23 protein-coding genes are annotated in these 24729 nt (G+C 70.0%); 7 read left to right on the plus strand and 16 right to left on the minus strand.

Annotated features, from left to right (window positions below):
- Positions 1 to 9: 9 nt before the first annotated feature.
- The 4 genes from HNR02_RS12180 to HNR02_RS12195 form a co-directional block, all read right to left on the minus strand.
- Positions 10 to 813, minus strand: a complete 804-nt coding sequence (locus HNR02_RS12180; protein WP_179773300.1) for an energy-coupling factor transporter transmembrane component T family protein — start codon at positions 811 to 813, stop codon at positions 10 to 12.
- A gap of 24 nt (positions 814 to 837) precedes the next feature.
- On the minus strand, positions 838 to 1476 hold the full coding sequence (locus HNR02_RS12185) for a hypothetical protein (RefSeq protein WP_179773301.1): 639 nt from the start codon (positions 1474 to 1476) through the stop codon (positions 838 to 840).
- Positions 1473 to 2618 carry a sialidase family protein gene (locus HNR02_RS12190; protein WP_218902804.1) on the minus strand — a complete coding sequence of 382 codons (1146 nt, stop codon included), beginning with the start codon at positions 2616 to 2618 and terminating at the stop codon, positions 1473 to 1475. Before HNR02_RS12190 ends, HNR02_RS12185 begins: the two co-directional genes overlap by 4 nt.
- Positions 2619 to 2719: 101 nt before the next feature.
- Positions 2720 to 3499: an FCD domain-containing protein gene (locus HNR02_RS12195; protein ID WP_179773302.1), complete on the minus strand. Its 780-nt coding sequence runs from the start codon at positions 3497 to 3499 to the stop codon at positions 2720 to 2722.
- A gap of 75 nt (positions 3500 to 3574) precedes the next feature.
- Between HNR02_RS12195 and puuE the strand changes: the two genes are divergently transcribed.
- Positions 3575 to 4519: an allantoinase PuuE gene (gene puuE, locus HNR02_RS12200; protein WP_179773303.1), complete on the plus strand. Its 945-nt coding sequence runs from the start codon at positions 3575 to 3577 to the stop codon at positions 4517 to 4519.
- Here the strand turns inward: puuE and HNR02_RS12205 are convergent, their stop codons facing one another.
- The 4 genes from HNR02_RS12205 to HNR02_RS12220 form a co-directional block, all read right to left on the minus strand.
- Positions 4520 to 5716 (minus strand): toll/interleukin-1 receptor domain-containing protein, encoded by a 1197-nt coding sequence (locus tag HNR02_RS12205; RefSeq protein WP_179773304.1) that lies wholly within the window; start codon positions 5714 to 5716, stop codon positions 4520 to 4522. It lies immediately after the preceding gene.
- Positions 5717 to 5904: 188 nt separating this feature from the next.
- On the minus strand, positions 5905 to 7194 hold the full coding sequence (locus HNR02_RS12210; RefSeq protein WP_179773305.1) for an ArsB/NhaD family transporter: 1290 nt from the start codon (positions 7192 to 7194) through the stop codon (positions 5905 to 5907).
- A complete protein-coding gene (locus HNR02_RS12215) occupies positions 7191 to 7640 on the minus strand; it encodes a CBS domain-containing protein (RefSeq protein WP_179773306.1) in 450 nt (149 codons plus the stop codon). Before HNR02_RS12215 ends, HNR02_RS12210 begins: the two co-directional genes overlap by 4 nt.
- An 86-nt stretch (positions 7641 to 7726) precedes the next feature.
- On the minus strand, positions 7727 to 8653 hold the full coding sequence (locus HNR02_RS12220) for an HpcH/HpaI aldolase/citrate lyase family protein (RefSeq protein ID WP_246338548.1): 927 nt from the start codon (positions 8651 to 8653) through the stop codon (positions 7727 to 7729).
- 371 nt (positions 8654 to 9024) lie between these two features.
- On the opposite strand from HNR02_RS12220, the gene HNR02_RS12225 reads away from it, so the two are divergent.
- A complete protein-coding gene (locus HNR02_RS12225) occupies positions 9025 to 9501 on the plus strand; it encodes an HpcH/HpaI aldolase/citrate lyase family protein (protein ID WP_218902805.1) in 477 nt (158 codons plus the stop codon).
- A gap of 33 nt (positions 9502 to 9534) precedes the next feature.
- Complete coding sequence (locus HNR02_RS36755) at positions 9535 to 9999, plus strand: hypothetical protein (protein ID WP_376772852.1); 465 nt, start codon at positions 9535 to 9537, stop codon at positions 9997 to 9999.
- 448 nt (positions 10000 to 10447) lie between these two features.
- Here the strand turns inward: HNR02_RS36755 and HNR02_RS12235 are convergent, their stop codons facing one another.
- The 3 genes from HNR02_RS12235 to HNR02_RS12245 all read right to left on the minus strand — a co-directional run bounded on the left by HNR02_RS12235 (position 10448) and on the right by HNR02_RS12245 (position 13955).
- A complete protein-coding gene (locus HNR02_RS12235) occupies positions 10448 to 11356 on the minus strand; it encodes an endonuclease/exonuclease/phosphatase family protein (protein ID WP_179773307.1) in 909 nt (302 codons plus the stop codon).
- Positions 11357 to 11431: 75 nt separating this feature from the next.
- Entirely contained in the window at positions 11432 to 12727 is a 1296-nt protein-coding gene (locus tag HNR02_RS12240) for an MFS transporter (protein WP_179773308.1), read from the minus strand.
- A 121-nt stretch (positions 12728 to 12848) separates the two neighbouring features.
- Positions 12849 to 13955: a PucR family transcriptional regulator gene (locus HNR02_RS12245; RefSeq protein ID WP_179773309.1), complete on the minus strand. Its 1107-nt coding sequence runs from the start codon at positions 13953 to 13955 to the stop codon at positions 12849 to 12851.
- Positions 13956 to 14063: 108 nt separating this feature from the next.
- On the opposite strand from HNR02_RS12245, the gene HNR02_RS12250 reads away from it, so the two are divergent.
- The gene (locus HNR02_RS12250) at positions 14064 to 14843 is read left to right on the plus strand and encodes an SDR family NAD(P)-dependent oxidoreductase (protein WP_179773310.1); all 780 of its coding nucleotides are present in this window, start codon (positions 14064 to 14066) and stop codon (positions 14841 to 14843) included.
- Positions 14844 to 15329: 486 nt separating this feature from the next.
- Here HNR02_RS12250 and HNR02_RS12255 read toward each other — a convergent pair whose 3' ends face one another.
- Both HNR02_RS12255 and selD read right to left on the minus strand, forming a co-directional pair.
- On the minus strand, positions 15330 to 15734 hold the full coding sequence (locus tag HNR02_RS12255) for a CoA-binding protein (RefSeq protein WP_179773311.1): 405 nt from the start codon (positions 15732 to 15734) through the stop codon (positions 15330 to 15332).
- A gap of 63 nt (positions 15735 to 15797) precedes the next feature.
- Complete coding sequence (selD, locus tag HNR02_RS12260; protein WP_179773312.1) at positions 15798 to 16790, minus strand: selenide, water dikinase SelD; 993 nt, start codon at positions 16788 to 16790, stop codon at positions 15798 to 15800.
- Between the two features lie 79 nt (positions 16791 to 16869).
- Between selD and selA the strand changes: the two genes are divergently transcribed.
- Positions 16870 to 18129, plus strand: a complete 1260-nt coding sequence (selA, locus tag HNR02_RS12265; protein ID WP_446680333.1) for an L-seryl-tRNA(Sec) selenium transferase — start codon at positions 16870 to 16872, stop codon at positions 18127 to 18129.
- Complete coding sequence (locus HNR02_RS12270; RefSeq protein ID WP_179773314.1) at positions 18117 to 19820, plus strand: SelB domain-containing protein; 1704 nt, start codon at positions 18117 to 18119, stop codon at positions 19818 to 19820. The genes selA and HNR02_RS12270 overlap by 13 nt, the downstream gene beginning before the upstream one ends.
- 90 nt (positions 19821 to 19910) lie before the next feature.
- Here HNR02_RS12270 and HNR02_RS12275 read toward each other — a convergent pair whose 3' ends face one another.
- The 3 genes from HNR02_RS12275 to ilvD form a co-directional block, all read right to left on the minus strand.
- The gene (locus tag HNR02_RS12275; protein ID WP_179773315.1) at positions 19911 to 20390 is read right to left on the minus strand and encodes a hypothetical protein; all 480 of its coding nucleotides are present in this window, start codon (positions 20388 to 20390) and stop codon (positions 19911 to 19913) included.
- A gap of 79 nt (positions 20391 to 20469) precedes the next feature.
- Positions 20470 to 21351, minus strand: a complete 882-nt coding sequence (locus HNR02_RS12280; protein WP_446680326.1) for a formylglycine-generating enzyme family protein — start codon at positions 21349 to 21351, stop codon at positions 20470 to 20472.
- An 18-nt stretch (positions 21352 to 21369) separates the two neighbouring features.
- Positions 21370 to 23037 (minus strand): dihydroxy-acid dehydratase, encoded by a 1668-nt coding sequence (gene ilvD / locus HNR02_RS12285; RefSeq protein WP_179773316.1) that lies wholly within the window; start codon positions 23035 to 23037, stop codon positions 21370 to 21372.
- Between the two features lie 75 nt (positions 23038 to 23112).
- Here ilvD and boxC point away from each other — a divergent pair, with 75 nt between their 5' ends.
- On the plus strand, positions 23113 to 24729 hold the full coding sequence (gene boxC, locus HNR02_RS12290) for a 2,3-epoxybenzoyl-CoA dihydrolase (RefSeq protein ID WP_179773317.1): 1617 nt from the start codon (positions 23113 to 23115) through the stop codon (positions 24727 to 24729).

Consider the following 24729-nt stretch of genomic DNA (forward strand, 5'->3'; position numbering starts at 1 on the left):
CCGGGGTTGTCATGACGGGGTTCCTTCCACGAGCAGGTCGGGGGTGACCAGCGGCAACGTGACCAACGCGGCGGTGACGAGCACGACGACCACGACCACCACCGCGTCGCTGGGACGGAACCGCAGCGAGCGCAGGTACGTGCGGCGCCCCTTGAGCGCGTAGCCGCGCAACTCCATGGACAGCGCGATGTCGCCACTGCGTTTGATGGAGCCGACGAGCATCGGGAACACCATCCGCACCAGCGCGCGCCCGCGCCGGAACGGATTGGCGGTGCTGTTCTCCGAAGACCCGCGCAGTGCCATCGCGGTGAGCAGCGTCTGCGCCTCGTCCTGCAGCAGCGGCAGGAAGCGGAACGCGAAACTGGTCAGGTACGCGAACCGGTAGGGCACACCGATCCGGTTGAGCCCCAGTGCGATGTCGCTCGGGCTGGTGGTCACCGAGAACCCGTAGAAGCAGATACCCATGGCGAACAGCCGCAGGCCGATGCCGAGCCCGAGCAGCACGCCTTCGCGGGAGAGTTCGAGTCCGCCGATCGTGACGAGCGCCGGACCCTCCTGGACGAGGCTCTGCAACAGGGTCAGCAGGACGATCAACGGGATGATCAGCAGCAGCGCCTTGCCGTAGCTGCGTGGCGTGATGCGCGCGAACACGGCCAGCGCGAGCACGACGAGCACGGTCAGCACGACGAGGACGTCGATGCGGGTGGTCGACAACGCGACCACCAGCACCCCGAGGATCAGCAGGAACTTCGCCCGCGGATCGGTCCGGTGCAGGAACGACGTGCCGGGGCGGTACAGCATGGTCGCGCTCATGATCGGCCCTCCCGCCGCTTGCGCTCAGACTTCATCGATCCGCACCTTCCCGGCGCGCTCCTTCGGCGCGAGACGCGCCTGCACCAGCCGCCGCATCAGGCCGTAGGTGATCACGCTGCCCGCGAGGTAACACGGCTGCAGCACCAGGATCTGGAAGGTGATGAAATCCCACGGCAGGTGCAGGATGAGCCGGTTGCCGATGCCGAACACGACCGCGTCCGCGAGACCGCCGACCTGGCCGATCACCAGCAGTTGTGCCAGGTTCAGCCCGCGCTTGCGGGATTTCACCAGCCACACCAGCAACGCGACCGGCACGGTGTGCGCCGCGTTGGTGAGGAACAGGAACGGCGCCATCGGCTGCGAGGCGGTGAGATTGGAGATGACCGGGTTGATCCACGCGGTGATCAGCGCGCCGGTGAGCCCGTAGAACGCGGCCGAGGGAACCCAGATGAGGCAGACGACCACCGACGACACGATCGCGATCGACCCGCCGGTGAGCGCCAGGTCGAGCCGCTCCGTGATCTGCAGGACGACCGCCATGGTGAGGCCAAGGAACACGCAGGTGATGATCGTGCGCGTGTCGCGCGGCAGGATCTGGTAGCCCCAGTTGGGCAGCACGCTCCACCAGGACCGGGTGGCGGCGCGCGGCGTGGCGGTCGTCATGGGCGGTCCTCCACCGGCAGGGCCAGCGCACGGTTGACCAAAGTGGACTTCCGGACCGGCGCGCCGTCGAGGATCTCGTCCTCGGTGCAGCGAGCCAGGTAGATGCCGCGGTCGCCGAAGCGGTCGTGGTCGTACACCACGAAGATCTCGCCGTCGTCGCCGAGCGCGACATCGGGGTAGGAGATGTCCTCGCGGTCGTCGAGGAGCAGCCGGTGGGGCCAGGTCGCTCCGTCGTCGTCGCTGAGGAAGGCGGTCAGGTTGGTGCGGCCCTTCCACTCCTTGACGTCACCCTGCTGTTCGAGTTCCTCGATCGTCCGGCGTTCGCCGAAGTCGGCGTGGTTGACCAGCAGCAGACGGCCCGAGGGCAGGCGGCGGATGTGGAAGCGGGAGCACGGGCCGTCGATGTGGCTGCGCCGTCCCGGCGACCAGGTCGCCCCGCCGTCGGCCGAGAAGCTTTCGCCGATGCCGTCGAAGCACCGCACGAGCATCCACAGTGTCCCGTCGCGCTTCTCGACGACCATGTGCTCGTCGAAGCTGCGGTTGGGCACGTCGGCGCTGCCGAGCAGCGCGAACGTCTCGCCGTGGTCGTGCGTGACGTGGACGTTGGAGAACTGCTCGGCCTCCAGGCCGTGCCGCTCGGTCGGCGGGTGGCAGGCCCAGATCGCCGCCGGGAACAGCCAGGCGCCGTCGCCGCGGACGGTCGGCTTGTTCATCATCAGGCCGTTGGCCAGCCGCCGCGGCTCACTCCACTTCGGATCGTCGTCGTCCGGGTTCTCGGTGACCGCGGCCCAGACCCCGACACGAGCGTCGAAGAAGCCGCGGCTCTGGTTCCAGGTCAGCCACAGGCGATCCAGCGGATCACGCCACAGGCACGGGTCGTACACCCGGACCTCGGGGTCGTCGTGTTCCACCACGAACCGGACGCCGCTCCACGTGTCACCGTCGTCGTCGCTGGTGGTCACCACGACGAAGTTGCCGCCGGTTTCGGTGTCCATTCCGGAGTACCAGTCCACGTACAGGCGGCCGCCCGCGGTCCGTTCGATCGACGGAATGCCCTGCCACTTGCGGTGCCGGTCGGAGTAGACGGCTTCGGTGGGCCGGGACAGGATTCGTGCCGCGGTCATCGTTCCGCGAGAAGGCATGTAAGTCGCTCCCGTTGCCTCTGAGCCCGGGGCGGGTGGGCCGCCCGGATGGTGGCAACAGTCTGCGAGCCGGAAGAACGTTTGTCAATATTGACAGAGGGTCACTCGGACGGTGCGGGATGTCCGCCCGCCTCGATCCAGTCCAGCAGCCGCTGGATCAGCTGGTCGTCGCGTCCCACGACACTGGCCTCCGCGGCTGCGATCATGCTCGCGAAGTGCTCGTTCATGGCCTGCTCGGCCCCGGCCGGATCGCCGTCCGCGATGCAGGCGAGCACGCGTTCGTGCTCGTCGACCACCTCGTCCTGGGCCGGGCGGACGGCCAGGTCGAGCACCGATTCGACCCGGTCGAGGTGGGGTGCGAGCAGCATGTCCGCGGCCAGTTTCAGCATGCGGTTGGTGGCCATCGCGGCGATCTTGCGGTGGAACATCAGGCCGGGCTGGGCGATCATCGCCGCGCTGCCGACCGCGCCGCGGTGGGAGTCGTGGATCCGGCGCAGCGCCCGCAGGTCGTCCGGGTTCGCCGCCCTGGCCGCGTCGCCGGCGATCGCGCTCTCCACCGCCTGCCGCGCACGCAGCAGGTCGAGCAGGTCCTTGACGTCCCGCACGGCGACGGCCCTGGTCACGGACTCCGAACCACGGCGGGCCAGCACCGCCTCCGCCGCGCGGCGGCGTCCCTCGGCCGCGAGCACCCGCCCCTTCGTCTCGACCGACTGGGTCCACCCGCGCCGGTCCATCTCGCGCAGCAGTCGTGAGATGGAGGACTCGCTCAGGTCGTAGCCGTGTCTGCCCAGTTCGCGACGGGCGTGCCGGGTGCCCATCGGGCCTGGTGAGACGGAAAAGATCTCCACCAGCGCCAGCATGGCGCCCTCGCGGTCGTTCATCGCCCCCTCCTCGGTGACAGGGGATAGGCTATCGTTCGTCAAAACTGACAAACACCTGCCAGAGGGGACCGTGTGATGACTGACCGCTCCGGATACCCGCGCGACCTGCGCGGCTACGGCGCCACCCCGCCGAATCCGCATTGGCCGGGAGGGGCGAAGGTCGCCGTGTCGTTCGTGGTCAACGTCGAAGAGGGCGGCGAGAACAACGTCCTGCACGGCGACGCCGCGTCCGAGGCGTTCCTCACCGAGGAGCCGACGACAGCGCTGACCGGGCAGCGCAACGTCAACGTCGAATCGCAGTACGAGTACGGGACGCGGGCCGGGTTCTGGCGGCTGCACCGGCTGTTCACCGGGCGCGGCCTGCCGGTCACGGTGTTCGGGATCGCGGAGTCGTTGCGGCGCAACCCGGACATCGTCGCGGCGGCCACGGGGTCCGGCTGGGAGATCGCCTCACATTCGCTACGCTGGATCAACTACGCCGAACTCGGGGAAGACGTCGAACGCGACCACATCCGGCGTGCGGTCGAGATCCACACCGAGGTGTGCGGCGAGCGCCCGCTCGGCTGGTACACCGGACGCAACAGCGTCGACACGCGCCGGCTGGTCGTGGAGCACGGCGGGTTCCTCTACGATTCGGACTCTTTCAGCGACGACCTGCCGTACTGGGTGGACGTCGACGGGACCGCGCAGCTGGTCCTGCCGTACACATTGGACAACAACGACGGCCGGTTCGTGAACGGCTACGGCTTCGGCGCCGACTCGTTCGCCACCTACCTGGGGCGCGCCCTCGACCTGCTGCTCGACGAGGGCGCGGAGCAGCCGAAGATGATGAGCGTCGGACTGCACCTGCGCCTGTCCGGACGCCCCGGCCGGGCCGCGGACCTGCGCCGGTTCCTCGACGTGGTGGCGGCGCACCCCGACGTGTGGGTTGCCCGGCGTGCGGATATCGCCCGGCATTGGCGCGAGGTTCATCCGGCGGTGGAGGTTCTGCCCGGTTCGGTCGATCCTTTGGCGCGCTGATCAGGAGCCGGGTGGCTGGGGCTGCGGCACCTGGGTAGCAGGCGGTAGCGACTCCGGCGGGATGACCGTCCGCCACGAGGCGGCCATCCTGGCCGAATCGCGCAGCATGAGGACGGCGCGCCGCGCGGGCCGGAGGGACCTCTTCAGGATCAGGCTGATGCTCTCCGCGGTCGCGATCTGACGCGCGAGGTCGTCCATGAGCTGAGCGACACCATCGATCTCGCCCACTCCGTTGAGCGAAGCGGCGAAACTGGCACGAATCTCGTCCAGGAGAGGCGACTGGACAGCGCGGTCCAGTACGTCTTTGATCTCCCGAATCAACTGGTCGGTCTCCGTGATGTCTCGCTGGGCTCCGCTGGCGCTGGCTTCCAGTTTCCGCGCGGGCTCGCCGAGCTCCTCGGCCATCGTCAGTATGGCCGCTTTGTACGCGACGGGATCGTTTCCCTGCTCGCCCACGCGCTCGCCGTGCTCGGCCATCAACTGTGAGACGACGGTGAAATCGGCGACTGCTTTCTGCAGCGTGACCGCGGTGCTTTCCAGTGACGGCGTCAACTTCTCGACGAGTTCGAGCATGCCTGGAGAATCGGTGACCTCGTCGGAATCGAGGTCGTGCGCGGCGGGGTCGGTGACGACTGTCTCCACTGCGCGCACGATCTCCCCGGAGAGGATTTGGGGAAGCTTTTCTTCCACTCGCCGTTGCGCGTGAATCAACCGCTGGACGAGGCGGTGTATGCCCTCCATCCACTGCTGGCTGTCCCTGCCGCAGCGAATGACCTCGTGGAACGGCTCGTAGATTGCGGCGGCGATGATCCTGATAACCTCGTCCGGATCGTCCTTCGAGATGCGTTCTGGATTCGCGACGACGATGGGAAGGATGAGTTCCTTCACCCCGCGGGCCTGGCAGACCGCGTTGAACTTGAGGATCTCGTCGCGGCATGATGTGCTCTTCGTGTAGTTGGGTGTGACGATCGGGATGAAGAAGGCGGTTCTGCCGACCCCGATGTCGAGAGTTTCCTGCCAGTCCTGGCCCCAGCCGATGTCTTCCCCGTCGACGAATATCCGGAGTTCCTCGCCGGTCTCCAGTGAGTACTGAGCAGCCAAATCCTGTCGCATGTGGTCGATTCGGCCGCGCAGGTTGTCGTTGTCGCTTCGGACGTAGCTCCAGAAGCAGTCGGACCATTGCTCGGGCAGGGACATCTGCCGGCACCATCCTTCCTCGGAAGATCGATGCCGAACGAGTCGTTCCGGGCGCCATCGTTGTTACTGTGCTTCGACCACCGTGGACTCGTGTTCGTGCGTCGCGCGGTCCGTGGCCGATCGCCTCGTTCGGTTCCCACGCCGGACCCGACCCCCGCCCATGGCGGTGCAGCCGGAGCCGCTGCCGCTCAGGCGAGCACGAAGTACCGCAGCCAGAGGTAGGGAGCCGCTAGCGCCACGGTGATCAGCGTGACCACCGCGCCCTTGCGGGTGAACTCCCAGAACGTGATGGGAGTGCCCTCGCGGGCGGCGATTCCGAGCATGACGACGTTCGCGCTGGCGCCGACCGCGGTCAGGTTGCCGCCGAAGTCGGCGCCCAGCGCGAGCGCCCACCACAGCGATTGGCCCTGGCCGGGGTCCGGCAGGTCGGCCACCAGCCCGGCGACCAGCGGGCTCATCGTGGCGACGTAGGGGATGTTGTCGATCACGCCGGACAGCAGCGCCGACACCAGCAGGATCAGCATCACCGCGAGGAGGGCGTTGCCGCCGGTCGCGTCCGCCGCCCACTCGGCGAGCTGGCCGATGACGCCGGTGTGCACGAGGGCGCCGATCATGATGAACAGGCCCGCGAAGAACAGCAGGGTCTCCCATTCGACGGCTGCCAGGTAGGTTTTCGGGGTGGCGCCGGAGATCAGCACGAGCACGCCCGCGCCGAGCAGGGCCACCACCGACGGGTCGAGGTGGAACACCGAGTGGCCGATGAAGCCCGCGAACACCAGCGCCAGCACCACACCGCACTTGATCAGCAGTTTCGTGTCGCGGATGGCTTCGCGTTCGTTGAGCGTCATCACGTCGGCGATGCGTTGCGGGTCGGCGTCGAAGGAGCCGCGGAACAGCCAGCGCAGCAGCAAGGCGAAGACGGCGACCTCGATGACGACGATCGGGGCCATGTGCACGAGGAAGTCGTTGAACGTGAGGCCGGCGCGGCTGCCGATGATGATGTTCGGCGGGTCGCCGATGAGGGTGGCCGCGCCGCCGATGTTGGACGCGAACACCTCGGCGATCAGGAACGGCACGGCGCTGATGCCGAGCCGGTCGCACACGAGCAGCGTCACCGGGGCGATGAGGAGCACGGTGGTGACGTTGTCCAGGAACGCCGACGCGATCGCCGTGATCAGCACCAGCAGGACCATCACACGCAGTGGAGATCCCTTGGCGCGTTTGGCGGCCCAGATCGCGGTGAACTCGAAGACCCCGGTGCGGCGCAGGATGCCGACGATGACCATCATCCCGAGCAGCAGGAAGATGACGTCCCAGTCGACGCCGGTGTCGTGGGAGAAGAACGCCTCGTCCGAGCCGACGACGCCCGCCGCGAGCACGACACCGGCGCCGCCCAGGGCGGCGGTCGTCTTCGGGATGCGTTCGGTGGCGATGAGAGCGTAGGCGACGACGAAGACGACGATCGCGAGAACGGTCACGACTGCTCGCGCAGAGCCAGTTCGAGCAGCCGGGACGCGGTGATCACACCTTGGATGTGATCCTTCGTGGCGACCGCGACGAGCGGGCAGCGAAGCCGGGCCATGACCGCGGCGACCTCGACGATCGTGTCGTCCGGCTCGACGACCGGTAGCTCGGCGCGGTCCTCGGGCAGGAGCGCGCGCACGGTTTTGTCACGCAGCTTGGCGGCCGCGGTGTCGGCCATCGACTCCGACAGCACACCCGCGAGCGACGGGTCATCCTGGATATAACGTGGAACGAGGAAGCGAACCACCTGGGAGGCAGGCAAAATCGCCGACGGCCGATTGTCGGCCCCCGTGACGACCAACCCCGGCAACCGATTCGCGGCGAGCAACCGAGCGGCCTCCAGAGCCCCCGACTCCTCCGCGACCACCGGAAACTCCTCAACGATCTCCGACGCACGCATGCCCGCAGCGTACGACGCCTGCCCGCAAGCCGCTCGACGGTCGGTGCGTTCCCGTCAATGGCGGGTCCGGTAACGGGCGCGGGTCGTCAGGCCGTCTGGGTCTCGGCGCGCTTGAGCACCAGCCGGGCCCGTTCGAGGATCGGTTTGTCGATCATGTCCCCGCGGTCGCTGATGGTGGCGCCGTCCGTGGCCGCGTCGAGCACCGAGCGCGCCCACGCGAGAGCCTCCTCGGTCGGGGTCAGTACTTCGTGGATAACCGAGATTTGGGCCGGATGGATACACAACCGCCCGGTGAAACCGAGCCGGACCGCATGCTCGGTGTCCTCCACGAGTTTCTTCCTGTCCCTGACGGCGATGGTCACTCCGTCGAGCGGAGGCGCGGCCCCCGCGGCGGCCGAGGCGAGCACGACGGCCGAGCGGGCGTGCGCGAGCGCTACGAGATCGCCGAGATCGACGCCGAGTTCCTGGGACAGGTCGCCGTTGCCGAACGCGACTCGGACGACGCCGGGAACCTCGCAGATGGCGCGGGCATCGAGGATGCCCGCCGCGGTCTCCAGTGTCGGTACGACGCACGACCCCTCCGGTAGGCGATCGAGCAGGTCGCGAACCTGATCCGGCCCCGTCACCTTCGGCGCGAGGACGGAGCAGGGGTCGCCCTTGAGTGAGGCTACGTCGTCCTCGAACCACGGGGTGGTGGCGTCGTTGACACGCACCAGACCCGGCCCACCGGCTGAGCGCCACTGTCGGACGTTCTCCCGCGCGGCGTCCTTGTGGCCGGGCCCGACCGCGTCCTCCAGATCGAGCACGATCAGGTCTGCGCCGCTCGTGGCGGCCTTGCCGAACCGGTCGGGGCGGTCTCCGGGGACGAAGAGGACCGTGCGTGCGCGCGCGATCCGCTCGAACTCCTGCGAAACACTCTTGGCCTGGTGCGCGCCCATCTGCCGCCTTCCAAAAATGGACTGATCATGCCGCTCAATGAAACCATGATAGGTGGCAGGGACGAGGCAGGACAAGCGCCGTCCGTGTGGCCGATTATCGACGTGCGCCCGCAAACCTTTTCCGAGAGGAGCCGTGCGAATTCCGGGAGTTCGGACGGTTGAAATAGGAGCAGCCGGACCGGCGTCTCCGACCTGGGCGGACAACGCTGGTGGGGCCAGAACGAACTCGGCTGCGTATTCGGCGAAACGCCGCCGATGGCAGTGTCCGGTATCAGCAGAAAACCCGACGGAGGGTGTTGTGATGACGGCGACGTCCGAACTGCTCGCGCGGGCTCGATCAGCGCTCTTCGTCCCCGGGCGCCGACCGGATCGGTTCGAGAAGGCCGCGGCCGCGACGCCCCGGGCAGGTCGTCGACGTGGTGCGCGCGCTGGCACCAGGTTCGTGTGTGATCGCAGTTCTGGAGACAGCCGCGGGAGTTCTCAACGCTCAAACCATTTGTGCGGTTCCAGGTGTGATCAGAGCGGTGTTCGGTAACGCGGACCTCGGTCGTGAACTCGGACTGGATCCAGCGAACCGAACCTCGCTGGTCCACGCTCGGGCGCAGGCTGTACTCGGTTCCTCGTCGGCCGGGATCGTGCCGCCGCTCGACGGCGCGACGCTTGCCTTGACGGACCTGGACGTTCCGACAGCTGACGCCGCGCACGCGGCGGAGCTGGGCTTCACGGGAAAGGTCTGCCTGCATCCCCGGCAGATCGAGGTGGTCAACACCGTCTTCTCACCGTCTCCGCGGGACGTCGAGTGGGCTCGCAAGGTGGTTGCCGCCGCGAACAGCAACGGCTCGATCAAGGCGGTGGACAACCAAATCGTCGGCAAACCCATCATCGAGCGGGCGAAGCGACTGCTGGCGCGGGCGGACCGCTGACCATCCACGCTAGACGGGGCGAGAGGAGAACCTGTGCTTCAAGGCGTGTTCGATCGGCGGTCAGGTCACGAGCAGGTGGTGTTCTGCCAGGACGTCGAGGTGGGCTTGCGCGCGATCATCGCGATCTACTCGACGGCGCTCCTGCGGTCGTACGGTCGGTTCGTGGAAAGCCTCAACGGCAACTACATCACCGCCTGCGACGTGGGTACCTCGGTGCGGGACATGGATGTCGCGGCCAGCGAGAGCCAGTACGTCACAGGACGTTCACGTGCGGACGGGGGTGCCGGCGACTCGTCGGTGCTGACCGCGTTGGGTGTGTACCGGGCGATGCTCGCGTGTGTCGACTATCGCCGGGACCCCCGTCGATCAAGGGCCTCAGGGTCGCGGTTTCCGGGGTCGGCAAGGTCGGGTCGTTGCCGGCCAGGCTGCTCGTCGAACAGGGTGCTTGGGTCGTTGTGCACGACGTCGACGACGACCCGGTGCGGCGGCTTCGGCTGACGCGCCCGGAAGTTCGGGTCGCCCTCGACGGGCGAGCGCTCCTCCGGAAGAAGGTGGACATCTTCGCTCCCTGCGCGCTCGGTGGAGCACTCGACGAGCACGCCGTAGGACAGCTCGCTGCGGACATCGTCTGTGGTTCCGCCAACAACCAGCTGGCGAAGCCGGAGATCCGAGGACGAGGGCGTGCCGCCCGCGGTGGCGGCGGACCGGTTGGCGGAGCGCAGGATGACCGAAGCGTGGAGTCGTGCCGACCGTGTGGGGGAGCGGGCGCCGACTGGGTGACGGTGCGCGCCGCCCTTCTGCGGGTGTGCCCCGCACGACCGCGAACCCTGCGTGCGGCGCAGCGCCACCAACGAAGCCGCGTTCACCCTACCCAGCGAGCTGGACGCGCGATTTCCGCGCGCGGTGCGATAAGGAGTCCCCTGAGTGATGACCGGCTGACTCTGGTCTAGATCAGCCGCACCAAGGCCTGTACCGGTACGTGGTCCGACGGGTAGCGGCCGTCCACGCGGAAGGTGTTGATCGCCGCGGCCAGGACTGACACGCGTGGGTTCGTCAGGATCCAGTCGATGCGGTTCGCGTTCAGCACCGGCTCGCGGTAGTTCGGGAAGGTGCCCCACTCCGGCGTGAGCTGCTTCGCCGCGGTTCGCCATGCGTCGGACAGTCCGCTGTCGGTCAGGGTGCGGTACGAGACCGAGTCCGCGGGCGTGTTGAAGTCGCCGGTAAGCACCACCGGCAGTGCCGGGTCGAAGCCGGAGATCCGGTCGCGCACCAGGGTCGCGCTGCGCTGCCGCGAAGGTTCCGACTGGTGGTCGAAGTGGGTGTTGACGTGCACGAACTCCTTGCCGGTGCGGGAGTCCCGGAACCGGACCCAGGTGACCATCCGGACGACCGTGTTGCCCCACGAGGCCGACCCGATCACGTACGGGGTGTCCGACAGCCAGAAGTGGTCGTAGTCCAGCGGCTCGACTCGCCGGGTGTCGTAGTAGATCGTCATGAACTCGCCGCGCCCGCCACCCTCGCGGCCGAGCCCGATCCACTCGTAGTGCTTCGGCAGGTCCGCCGCGACCTGCTTGACCTGGTGGTACAGGCCCTCCTGGATGCCGAGCACGGTCGGCTGCTCGATCTCCAGGAACCGCGCCAGCACCGGGCGCCGGTCGGTCCACGAGTCGGGCGTGCCGGGCGCCGCGCCCGCGTCCATCCGGATGTTGAACGTCGTGACGTGCAGGGTGTCGCCGCCCGCCCGGCCGATGAGCGCCTTGCCGCCCGGCTGCGCCTGCGCCCCGCCCGCGGCCATCAACGTCACCGCGCCCGCGCCCGCGATGCCGAGCGCCCCTCTCCGAGTCATGTCAGACATACGCGTACTTTGTCCGTTGCGCGTGTGCCGGTGCCGACCGTCAGGCGACCTCCATGCGAACAGAGCGCGTCGATCTCACCCCAGCTCGTTGCCGCGCGTCTCCTTCAGGAACCAGACGCACACCGCGCAGATGATCGCGATCAACGCGAGATACCCGGACACCGGCAGGGACGACCCGGTCGCGGCGATGAGTTGCGTCGCGAGGATCGGGCTCACCCCGCCGCCGATCACCCCGCTCGCGTTGTACGCGATCGACGCGCCGGTGTAGCGGTAGCGCGTGGCGAACAGCTCCGGCAGGAACGCGCCCATCGGGGCGAACAACGCGGCGAACGCGATCATCCCGACGGACATCGCGAGCGCGATCAGCACCGGGTTACCGGTGTTGACCAGCGCGAAGAGCGGGAACGCCCAGACGACCGCGAGCACCGCCGCCCCGAGGCACACGCGTTTGCGGCCGATCCGGTCCGACCAGATGGCCAGCAGCGGGGTCGCCAGGCCCATGATGAGCGCGCTGATCATGGCGCAGATCAGCAGCATGTCCTTGTCCAGGTCGAGCACCGTCGTGCCGTAGGACAGCGAGAACGTGGTGATCGTGTAGAAGAGCGTGTGCGCCAGGATGAACGCGCACGTCGACAACAGCAGCGTTTTCGGCTGGCGCTTGACGACCTCGACGATCGGCACCTTCGCCTTGTCGTGCTCGGCCATCGCGCGCTCGAAGACCGGCGTCTCGGCGATCTTCATCCGGATGTAGTAGCCGATGATCACCAGCAGCGCGCTGGCCAGGAACGGGATCCGCCATCCCCAGTTGTCGAAGGACTGCTCCGACATCGTCTGGCCCAGCACCAGGAACGCGGCGCCCGCGATGATGAACCCGATCGCCGGGCCCATCTGCGGGAAGCTCGACCACAGGCCACGCCGGTTCTTCGGCGCGTACTCGGTGGCCAGCAGCACCGCGCCACCCCATTCGCCGCCGAGCCCGAACCCCTGCAGGAACCGGCACAGCACCAGCAGGATGGGCGCGCCGATGCCGATCGCGCTGTAGGTCGGCAGCGCGCCGATCGCGACCGTGCCGGTGCCCATGACCAGCAGCGACACCACCAGCATCGCCTTGCGTCCGACCCGGTCGCCGAAGTGTCCGAACACCACGGCACCCACCGGCCGCGCGATGAACCCGACGCCGAAGGTGGCGAACGCGGCCAGCGTGCCGGCGAGCGCGGAGAACGTCGGGAAGAACTGGTGCCCGAACACCAGTGCCGCGGCCGTGCCGTAGAGGTAGAAGTCGTAGAACTCGATGGCCGTGCCGATGAAACTGGCGATCGCGATCCGCGAAGCCGACACGGGGGCGGCGGACGTCTGCGCGACGGTACTCAAGCGGCTGCTCCTTCGAGGCCTGGTGGTTCGGGTCGGAGTATCGGCCCGGGTTCCTCCGGTGACGACCTACCGTGGTCGGGTTTTCCCCGCCCCGATTCCTCATTCTGTCGAAAAGGCCAGTTCAGCCGTTCACCAGGGGGAGCAGTCGCAGCCCGAGGTGCAGGGCCAGCCGGTGTTCGCCGTCGGCCAGGTCGAGTCCGGTGATCTCCTCGATCCGGTGCAGCCGGTAGTACAGCGAGGTCCGGTGGATGTGCAGCGCGGCGGCGGTGTCCAGGCTGGACCCGCCGTGGTCGAGGTAGGCGGCCAGCGTCTCCACGAGTCGTCCGCCCGTGTCGTGGTCGAGCAGGGCGCGCAGCGGATCGGGCAGGTCCGCCCGCGTCGGCTCGGGAATCCGCAGGAGCAGCGCATACGCGCCGAGGTCGGCCCAGTGCGCGATGCCGCCGAACCGGGGCAGCGTGGTCGCGGCCCGGACGGCGGTCGCGGCGCGTTCGCGGGCCGTCCACGGACGGTCGGGGTGGCTGCCGACGCCGACCACGCAGCGGGCGGAGCCCAGCACGTCCTCGACCTGCCGGATGATCGCCGCCGGGTCGCCGCCGCCGAGCAGGACGCCCTGGCGTCCGCGGACGTAGAAGGACGGCTCGCGTCCGCGTGTGGCGGCCTCCAGCGCGGTGCGCAGTGCGACTTCGACCCGGGCGTTGTCGCCGTCGGTGACCTCCGCGATCAGAACCGTGTCCGGCCAGTCGTGGGTGGCCGGTCGCTCGGCCGGGTTGCCGCTGAGCAGCCTCTGCAGTGCTCGTTCGCGGGCGGCGCGTTCCTCGTCGGCGGCCAGGAAGTCCCGGTACAGCAGCGCCGCCATCGGTTCGGCCGCGACCCTGATCGCGTCCAGCTGGGCCTCGGTCAGCGAACCGTCCGGGTCGATGACCATCAGCAGGCCGAGCAGGGTGCCGCGCCAGCGCAGCGGAACGCTCACGCGCGCCAGCATCTCCAGGTCGGGCCGCGGCGGGATGACGCCCGGGCCGGACCAGCGCGTCACGCCCTGAGCCAGGATGTGCCCGATCGCCTCGCTGCCCGCGCTGCGCTGCAGCATCGCCCGGACCCGCACGGTGTCCTCGTCGCCGAAGTGCCTGCTCGCGCAGAGCAGCCGGACCGACGGATCGTTGATGGCCACCGACCGGCCGAGATCCTCCGCCAGCGCGTCGACCCTTCGCTGCAGTTCGCTCTCGACCATGTCCCCATCATCTACCAGGCCGTTTCTCTCGTTTTCGGAATGCCCGCCGCGCGGTCTTCGACGTCGTGCGGTTCCGCCGGTCCCGGTGCGCTCCGGATACTGCGCCGCATGGGGAGACTGGCCGGGAAGGTGGCGCTCGTCTTCGGCGCGGGGTCGAGCGGCGACGGGATGAGCAACGGCAAGGCGGCCGCGCTCGCCTACGCCCGCGAGGGCGCGCGGGTCGCGGCGATCGACATCAAGCCGGACGAGGCTTCGCGCACTGCCTCGGCGATCGTCGAGGAGGGTGGTTCGGCGGTCGCGTTGACGGCGGATGCCACCGACGAGGACCAGATCGCCCAGGTCGTCGCCGCGGCCGCGGAATCACTGGGCGCGCCGACGGTGCTGCACAACAACGTCGGCGCCACCGTGGTCGGGGACGTGGTCGGCCTGACGCTGTCCGAATGGGATGGCGCGCTGGCGGTCAACCTCACCCCGGTGTTCCTGACCTGCAAACACGTCCTGCCGCGGATGCTCGCGGCAGGGGGCGGTTCGGTGGTGAACGTGTCGTCGATCGCGTCGATCCGCGACACCGGTTACGTGTATCCGGGGTACAGCGCGGCGAAGGCGGCGGTGAACCAGCTGACCGTTTCGCTCGCCCTGCGGTACGCACCGCAGGGCGTCCGGGTCAACGCGATCCTGCCGGGCCTGATCGAAACACCCCTGGTCACACGCGGTATCGCGGCCAGCCCCGGAGAGCTGGAGCGGCGGCACGCGGCCAGCCCCACCGGCCGGATGGGCAGCCCGTGGGATGTTGCGGCGGCGGCGGTGTTCCTGGCTTCCGACGAGGCGGCTTATGTGAACGGGGTGTGTTTGCCGGTGGATGGGGGGCTTACGGCTCGTTGTGCTTGATCGGCTTGCGTAGCCGCTACGCGGCGCGCTGCGCGGGTTTCTCAAGCGCCGGGCTCGCAAGCTCGCAATGGATCGGTTGGGGAGAGGAACGGCCGGTAGGCAAGGTGCCGGGCTGCCTGTCGTTGCCGGGCGCCGCCCCGGAGCGGCCAACACGGCGCCCGGAGCGGCCAACACGGCGCCCGGAGCGGCCAACACGGCGCCCGGAGCGGCCAACACGGCGCGCCGCGCCGTGTTTGCTCTTCCGGCTGGCGTGTTTGCTCTTCCGGCTGGCGTGTTGGCCCTTCCGGGACACCATTCACCCGCACAACGGCGGCCCGGCAACGGAACGCGACCCACCTGCCGCCCAGTCCTCCCCCGCACCCCGATCCTCAGCCCCTGCTCGGCCGTAGAAACGATGAAAAATCCGGGGCGGCCCCATCGACTGCGAGCTTGCGAGCCCGGCGCTTTCAGCCGCGCGCAGCGCGGAACCCGCGTAGCGAGCAGTGCCTACTTCCTGATCTGTCCCAGCGCGCGCACGACCGCGATGCAGCGATCCTCCACGTAATCCAGGCTCCCGGCCTCCGCGATCCGGCGTGCCTCGGCGGACGCGATTCCCTGCTGCAGCCACAGGGCTTTCGCCCCGATCGCGACCGCCTGCCCGGCGATGCCCGGCGCTTCGGGTGCGGGCCGGAACACGTCGACGATGTCCACCGGCTCGGGGATGTCCGCGAGGGTGCGATGGGCCTTCTCGCCCAGGATCTCGTCGGCCGAGGGGTGTACGGGGATGACGCGGAACCCGGCGGCCTGCATCGCGGCCGGGACCGAGTGCGCGGCCTTCGCCGGGTCACGGCTCAGGCCCACGACGGCGATCGTGCGGGCGGCTTTCAGGACTTCTTCGGCGTGGTCGGCCATACTCGGTCAAACCACCGCCGACCAGCCACTATTCCGTCACCAGCCCGCGCGGAAAACCGGCCGTCACCGCACCACGACGACGTGCTCGCCGCGGGGAACGAACTCGCCGATCACCGGGGCGCCCGGGATCTCGCCCGCCAGCAGGAGACCGCCCGAGGTCTGGGCGTCGGCGAGCAGCAGGGCTTCGTCCTCGGACACCGCGGACAGGTCGGTGCGCGGCCGGACCCAGTCGAGGTTGCGCCGCGTGCCGCCGCTGACGTGGCCCGCCGCGAGAGCCGCCCGTGCTCCTTCCACATAGGACACCGCGGCCGCGTCGACCACGGCGGTGACCCCGCTCGCGCGCGCCATCTTGTACAGGTGCCCGAGCAGGCCGAAGCCGGTCACGTCGGTCGCGGCGGTGATACCGGCGTCGAGCGCGGCCCGCGCGGCCGGGGCGTTCAACGTCGTCATCACCTCGATCGCTTCACCGAAGCGCTCCCCGGTCGCCTTGTGCCGCGAGTTGAGCACGCCGATCCCGAGCGGCTTGGTCAGCGACAACGGCCGCCCGGCCTGCGCGGAATCGTTGCGCAGCAAGCGGTCCGGATCACCGACGCCGGTGACCGCGAGGCCGTACTTGGGTTCGGGATCGTCGACGCTGTGCCCACCGGCGAGGTGACATCCGGCGTCCGCGCACACCTCGGCCCCGCCCCGCAGCGCCTCCGCGGCCAGCTCGAACGGCAGCACCTCACGCGGCCAGCCGAGCAGGTTCACCGCCACCACCGGCCGGCCGCCCATCGCGTAGACGTCGGAGAGCGCGTTGGCCGCCGCGATCCGGCCCCAGTCGTACGCGTCGTCCACGACCGGGGTGAAGAAGTCGGTCGTCGCGATCAGCGCCAGCCCGTCCCGGATCCGCACGGCCGCCGCGTCGTCGCCGTCGTCGAGGCCGACCAGCAGTTCGCCCGCCGGGTCGGCCGGCGTCCGGCCGACCAGACCGCGCACCACGTCCTCCAGCTCGCCGGGCGGGATCTTGCAGGCGCATCCGCCGCCGTGCGCGTACTGAGTCAGTCGGTAGCCCATGCCCACATCGTGCCCCGTGAACGCTGCGGCGGCTGGCCGGAGTTGCGATCATGGGTGGGTGGGAGACCCGCGCCGCCGCGTGCCGCGGACCGACGTGCTGCTCGCGCATCCGCGCCTCGCCGAGGCGGAGCGCGTGCTCGGTCGTGCCCTGGTGAAGGCCGTGGTCACGGACGCGCAGGACCGCGCGCGGGCCGGGGAGATCGAGCCGGAGCAGGTCGCCGAGCACGCCATCGCCGCGTTGCCGACGGCGGCGACCACCCTGCGGCCGGTGGTCAACGCGACCGGCGTCGTCGTGCACACCAACCTCGGCCGGGCGCCGTTGTCACGAGCAGCGCTGGACGCCGTGGTGACCGCCGGGCGAGCCACCGACGTCGAGTTCGACCTCGCCACCGGACGACGCGCCCGCCGTGGCCGCGGGGCGATGGCGGCTCTCGCCGACGCCGTGCCCGCGGCGGGCGGGGTGCACGTGGTCAACAACAATGCCGCCGCCCTGCTGCTGTGCGCGCTCACGCTGGCGCCCGGCAGGGAGATCGTGATCAGCCGGGGTGAACTGGTCGAGATCGGTGACGGGTTCCGCATCCCGGAGCTGCTGGAGTCGGCGGGCGCGCGGTTGCGGGAGGTCGGCACGACGAACCGGACGAGCCTGCGCGACTACTCCTCGGCGCTCGGGCCGGACACCGGGTTCGTGCTCAAGGTGCACCCGTCGAACTTCCAGGTCACCGGCTTCACCGCGGACGTCCCGATCCGTGAGCTCGCCACACTCGACGTGCCGGTGGTGGCCGACATCGGCTCCGGCCTGCTGGCCCCGCACCCGGTGCTGCCCGACGAGCCGGACGCCACGACCGCCCTGCGCGACGGCGCGGACCTGGTGACCGCGAGCGGCGACAAACTGCTCGGCGGCCCGCAGGCCGGGTTGCTGCTGGGCTCGGCGGATCTGGTGGAGAAGCTGCGCCGCCATCCGGCCGCGCGTGCGCTGCGGGTGGACAAGTTGACCCTGGCGGCGCTGGAGGCGACCCTGCGCGGACCCGAACCGCCGGTCGCGCGGGCGCTGGGCGCGGACGTGGCGGAGCTGCGCCGACGTGCGGAAGCGCTGGCCGCGCGGGTACCGGGCGCCGAGGTGGTGGCGTGTGCCGCGGCAGTCGGCGGTGGCGGGGCGCCGGGTGTCGAGCTGCCGTCGGTCGCGGTCAGCCTGCCCGAGTCGTGCGCGGAGCCGCTGCGGTCCGGCAGCCCGGCGGTGGTGGGGCGGGTCGAGCGCGGCCGGTGCCTGCTGGACCTGCGGACCGTGGACCCGGCCGACGACGAACTGCTGCTCGCGGCGGTGCGCGCATGCATGTCGTAGCGACCGCGGGACACGTCGACCACGGCAAGTCGACCCTGGTCGAGCGGCTCACCGGCACCTGGCCCGACCGGCTCGCCGAGGAGCGCCGCCGCGGCCTGACCATCGAGCTGGGTTTCGCGTGGACCGAGATCGACGGGCGGCGGCTCGCGTTCGTCGACGTGCCCGGGCACGAGCGGTTCGTGCCGAACATGCTCGCCGGGGTCGGGCCGGTGCCCGCCGTGGTGTTCGTGGTCGCGGCGGACGAGGGGTGGATGCCGCAGTCGGCCGAGCACCTGGCCGCGCTCGACGCTCTGGGCGTCCGGCATGCGCTGCTCGTCGTGACGAAGGCGGACCTGGCCGATCCCGGGCCCGCCGCGCGGGAAGCGCTTTCCCAGCTGTCCGCGACCTCGCTGGGGACGCCGGAAGTCGTGCCGATCGGACGCGGTGGCGAGCTCGAACCGGTGCGGCGGGCGCTGTGTTCGCTCGCCGACCGGTTGCCCGCGCCGGATCCGTCGGCGGACGTGCGGTTGTGGGTCGACCGCGCGTTCACCGTGCGCGGCGCAGGAACGGTGGTCACCGGAACGCTCGTGGGCGGGACCCTGCGGGCGGGGGACGAGCTGGAACTGGCCGGGCAGCGGGTGGGTGTGCGGGGCCTGCAGTCACTGGGTGCGGACGAGACCGAGGTCGCGGCGGTCGCGCGGGTGGCCGTCAACCTGCGTGGGGTGGACCGGCAGCGGGTGCGGCGCGGTGATGCGTTGCTGACGCCGGGCGCGTGGGTGCACACGTCGGAGGTCGACGTCGCGGTGCGGTCGGCGGGGGAGCTGCACCGGGAGCTGGTCCTGCACCTCGGTGCGGCGGCGGTTCCGGTGTCTGTCCGTCCATTCGGGACTGACGCGGCGCGGTTGAGGTTGCGCTCGCCGTTGCCGCTGCGGATCGGGGACACCGGGCTGCTGCGCGATCCGGGCGAGCACCGCATCGCCGCCGGGATCGAGGTGCTGGACGTGCGGCCACCGGCCCTGACCCGGCGTGGTGCCGCGCGGGCGCGGGCGGTGGAGCTGGCCGCCGGACGGGTCGTGCCGCCCCCGTTCGCGCGGGCCGGCGAGCTGCATGCGATGGGTTTTCCGTTGGCGGGCAAGCGGATCGGTGAGTGGGTCGTCGACGACGATGCCCTCGCGCGCGCCCGCGAGACGGCACTTTCGCGGTTCGACGAGTGGACGCGTCACAATCCGGTGGCGGCCGGGATGCCGATGGAAGTGCTGCGGCGGGCCGTGGACCTGCCGTCGGCCGAGCTGGTGCCCGCCGCGCTGGACGGCACGGGCCTGGAGGTCGCGGACGGGCTGGTGCGGCGGCCGGGCACCGGGTTGCCGCCGAGGCTGGAGTCGGCGCTGCGGGAGCTGGCGGACCGCTTCACCGAGCAGCCGTTCCGCGCGCCCGACGCCGACGATCTGGCCTCGCTCGGACTGGGCACGCGCGAACTCGCGGCCGGGGTGCGGGCGGGCAGGCTGATCAAGCTCGCGGACGGGGTGTTCCTCGGTCCGGACGCGGTGCCGCTCGCCGCGGCGGCCTTGGCTGAGCTGCCGCAACCGTTCACGGTCAGCGAAGCCCGGCGGGCGTTGAACACCACCCGCCGGGTCGCCGTGCCGCTGTTGGAACTACTGGACACCCGCGGCGTGACCGTCCGCGAGGCGGACACCCGACGCCGTCTGGCGTGACCTTCGGTCCGTTTTGTGAGCGGCGGAGCCGCTTGCGGTGGGCCGTGCGCTGGCACCGCTACCCGCGCCGCTCCCGAACACCACTTTCGATCAGTACTGGTCGGTGGAGTAGGGGGTGCCGTGTTCGATGCTGGGGCTGACGCGGGGGTCGCGCCCGTCCTGGCCGGGCACCGGCGAGACCACCGGGTCGTTGAGCGAATGGTCCGCGGGGCGCGGCTGGTTCATCCGCGTGTTGATCTGCTCGACGACCTGTTCCTCACGCTGCCGCGCGAGCACGGCGATGGTGATGCCGTGGGCCAGTGCCAGCACCAGCAGGAACACGCCGATGCGGCCCACGATGGCCGTCGGTGTCGTGCCGCCGGGGAAGTCGATCGTCGAGATGAGCGCGAGCACCCCCAGCGTGGCGATGTGGAACAGCACCGCCACGAGCCGGGCCATGGACGATCCGGATTCGGATTCGCCCTGCCCGTTCGCCAGGTATCGCTTCCCGCTGTGGTAGACGAACTGACCGTCGATCACGACGATGAGCGCGCCCACCACGAGGAAGGTCACATAGGCGTTCGTGTCCATGATCGAACTCCTCTCCTCACCGTGAGTCGAGTACCCGTCACGCTTCCGAGCGAAACGCCGACGGGGCCCCGGGTCGGGCTCAGAGGTCCGCGGCGCAGCGGAAGCCGAGGTTGCCGCTGGAGCTGTCCGGGCTGTTGGACGTCCGTGCCGCGACCCGGTAGCGGTTGCAGTAGGAGTCGTGACACAGGTAGGACCCGCCGCGCATCACGCGGCCTTCCGAGCGGGCGTCGAACCAGTCCGCGCACCATTCCCACACGTTGCCGGACACGTTGTAGAGCCCGAAGCCGTTCGGCTCGTAGGCGTCGACCGGGGCGGTGCCCGAGTAGCCGTCGGACGCGTCATCGCGCACCGGAAAGCGGCCCTGCCAGATGTTGCACCGGTGCCGCCCGCCGGGCGTCAGCTCGTCGCCCCACGGGTAGCGGGCCTGGTCGAGCCCGCCGCGCGCCGCGTACTCCCACTCGGTCTCGGTCGGCAACCGTCGCCCGGCCCAGGCGCAGTAGGCGGACGCGTCACGCCACGAGATGTGCACCACCGGGTGGTCCCAGCGGTCGTCCACCGCACTGCCCGGACCCTCCGGCGCCCGCCAGTACGCCCCGGAAACCCCGCACCACCAGGGCGTCTGCCGCGGACGCGGCGAAGCCCCGCGCAGCGAGCCCGGCAGGAACCTGGCGAACACGTACGTCCAGCCGAACGATTCCGCGTCGGTGGCGTATCCGGTCGCGTCCACGAACTCGGCGAACCGCGCGTTGGTCACGGCATACGGGTCGACCGCGAACGGACCGACGGTGACCTCACGAACGGGCCCTTCGTGGTCGTCCGGGAACCCGTCCGGATCGTCGGTCCCCATCCGGAACGTGCCGCCCCGCAGCACGACCATCCCACTCGTGTCGGCTGCTTTCCCACCGGGAACGGACACGGCGGAACCACCACCGGACCGCGACGGCGGGCAACAACCGGACACAGATCCCCTTCCAGCGGTTCAGGAGCAGATGGCGCCCTGCGCGGCGGACCCGACCAGCCGGGCGTACTTGGCCAGCACGCCCGTCCGGCGCGGTGGCGGCGGCATCTCCCAGCCAGCGCTCCGCGCCTCCAACTCCCCGGCGGTGATCCCCACGTCGAGCGTACGTGTCTCCATGTCGAGGACGATCGGGTCGCCGTCACGCACGAACGCGATCGGCCCGCCGTGCGCGGCCTCCGGCGCGACGTGCCCGATGCACAGCCCGGTCGTCCCGCCGGAGAACCGCCCATCCGTCAGGAGCAGGACGTCCTTGCCCAGTCCGGCGCCCTTGATCGCGCCGGTCACGGCCAGCATCTCGCGCATCCCCGGCCCGCCGCGCGGCCCCTCGTACCGGATCACCACGACGTCGCCGGGTTGCAGCGTCGGCAGCGCGTCCATCGCCGCCTGCTCGCCGTCGAACACACGCGCGGTGCCCTCGAACCGTGACGAGTCGAACCCCGCGCTCTTCACCACCGCGCCCTCCGGCGCGAGACTGCCGTGCAGGATCGTCAGTCCGCCGGTCGGGTGAATCGGGTTCGACAGCTTCCGCACGACCTCGCCGTCCAGCTCCGGCGGCGCCAGTTCGGCCAGGTTCTCGGCCAGCGTCCTGCCGGTGACAGTGAGGCAGTCGCCGTTCAACAGACCCGCGTCGAGCAGGGCCTTCATCACCACCGGCACGCCACCCACCCGGTCGACCGCGGTCATCACGTGCCGCCCGAACGGCTTGACGTCGGCCAGGTGCGGCACGCGGTCACCGATGCGGGTGAAATCGTCGAGGGTCAGCTCGACCTGCGCCTCGTGCGCGATCGCCAGCAGGTGCAGCACCGCGTTGGTCGACCCGCCGAGCGCCATCACGACGGCGATCGCGTTCTCGAACGCCTCCCGCGTCATCACGTCCCGCGCGGTGATTCCGGCGCCGATCATCGAGACCACGGCCTCGCCGCTCTCCCGCGCGAACCGGTCGCGCCGCCGGTCCACCGACGGCGGGCTCGCCGAACCGGGCAGCGACATGCCCAGCGCCTCGGCCGCGCAGGCCATCGTGTTCGCCGTGTACATCCCACCGCAGGCGCCCTCACCAGGGCAGATGGCCCGCTCGATCCGGTCGACCTCGTCCCGGGAAATGAGCCCGCGCGCACACGCGCCGACCGCCTCGAAGGCGTCGATGATCGTCACCTCACGGCCGTCGACGGTGCCCGGCAGGATCGACCCCGCGTAGAGGAACACCGACGCGACGTCCAGGCGCGCCGCGGCCATCAGCATGCCGGGCAGGCTCTTGTCGCAGCCGGCGAGCAGCACCGAACCGTCGAGCCGCTCGGCCTCCATCACCGTCTCGACCGAGTCGGCGATGATCTCGCGCGACACCAGCGAGAAGTGCATGCCCTCGTGGCCCATCGAAATCCCGTCGGACACCGAGATCGTGCCGAACTCCATCGGGAAGCCGCCGCCGGCGTGCACGCCCTGTTTGCTGGCCTGCGCCAGCCGTTGCAGCGACAGGTTGCACGGTGTTATCTCGTTCCATGAGGACGCGATGCCGATCTGGGGTTTGGCGAAGTCCTCGTCGCCCATGCCGACGGCACGCAGCATGCCGCGCGCCGCCGCGCGCTCCAGTCCGTCCGTCACGTCCCGGGATCGCGGTTTGAGGTCAGCCATGGGGAGCACGATAGGCCGGAGATCCACTCTCTACACAACATTGACGACCGAGAAGAACTTGTAGAGAATCAGGTCATGACGATGGTGTCATTCGATCGGCGGCCGGAGGACTACCGGCACTGGCGGCTCCGGATCGAACCGCCGCTGGCCTGGCTGGAAATGGACGTCGACGAGAACGGCGGCCTCGTCGAGGGGTACGAGCTCAAGCTCAACTCCTACGACCTCGGCGTCGACATCGAGCTGTACGACGCCGTCCAGCGGCTGCGCTTCGAACACCCCGAGGTGCGTGCCGTGATCCTCACCAGCGCCAAGGACAAGGTCTTCTGCGCGGGCGCGAACATCCGCATGCTGGCCGGCTCCCCGCACGAGTGGAAGGTGAACTTCTGCAAGTTCACCAACGAGACCCGCAACGGGATCGAGGACGCGACCGAGAACTCCGGGCAGATCTACCTCGCGGCGGTCAACGGCAGCTGCGCCGGTGGCGGCTACGAGATCGCACTGGCCTGCGAGAAGATCCTGCTGGTCGACGACAACTCCTCGACCGTCGCGCTGCCCGAGGTGCCGCTGCTCGGTGTGCTGCCCGGCACCGGCGGGCTCACCCGCGTCACCGACAAGCGCCGCGTCCGCAAGGACCGCGCCGACGTGTTCGCCACCCGCCCGGACGGCGTCAAGGGCCGCACCGCCGTCGACTGGCGGCTGGTCGACGAACTGGTCCCGCGCCAGGAGTTCCGGCAGGTCGTCGAGCAGCGGGCCCGCGAACTCGCCGCCCGGAGCAGCAGGCCCGAGGGCACGCAGGGCATCCGGCTCGACCCGCTGGACCGCACCGTCGAGGACGACCGCATCAGCTACCCGAACGTCATCGCCGAGCTGGACCGGACCGCGGGCGTCGTCACGATCACCGTGCGCGGACCACAGGGCGACGGCTGGCTGCTCGCCATGACCCGCGAGCTGGACGACCTGATCCTGCGCCTGCGCACCAACGAACCCGAGCTCGGCACCTGGGTGCTGCGCACCGAGGGCGATCCGGACGCCGTGCTCACCGCCGAACGGGAGGTGCTCACCGGAACCGACTGGCTGTCCAACGAGATCCTGCACTACTACAAGCGCACGCTGAAACGGCTCGACGTCACCAGCCGCAGCCTCATCGCCCTGATCGAACCGGGCAGCTGCTTCGCCGGGGTGCTGCTGGAACTGGCGCTGGCCTGCGACCGGCAGTACATGTTGGACGGTCCTCCGATCGACGACGAGGACAGCGAGGAGCGCGCCACGCTCGTGATGTCCGAGGCCAACTTCGGCGCCTTCCCGATGGGCAACGGACTGTCCAGAGTGGAATCCCGCTTCTACGGCGAGCACGACCACCTCGACTGGCTCAAGCGGGAACGCGACCGGCACCTGTCCGCCGAGGAGGCCGTCGAGCTGGGCCTGGTCACCGAGGCGCCGGACGACATCGACTGGGAGGACGAGATCCGGATCGTGCTGGAGGGCCGCGCCGCGCTGTCGCCGGACGCGCTCACCGGCATGGAGGCCAACCACCGGTTCGTCGGCCCGGAGACGATCGAGACCAAGATCTTCGGCCGCCTGACGGCCTGGCAGAACTGGATCTTCACGAGACCGAACGCCTCCGGACCGGACGGTGCGCTGCGCCGTTACGGCACCGGCCAGAAGGCGACCTACGACCGCAAGCGGGTGTGA

The organism is Amycolatopsis endophytica (assembly GCF_013410405.1).
Taxonomy (GTDB): Bacteria; Actinomycetota; Actinomycetes; order Mycobacteriales; family Pseudonocardiaceae; genus Amycolatopsis_E; species Amycolatopsis_E endophytica.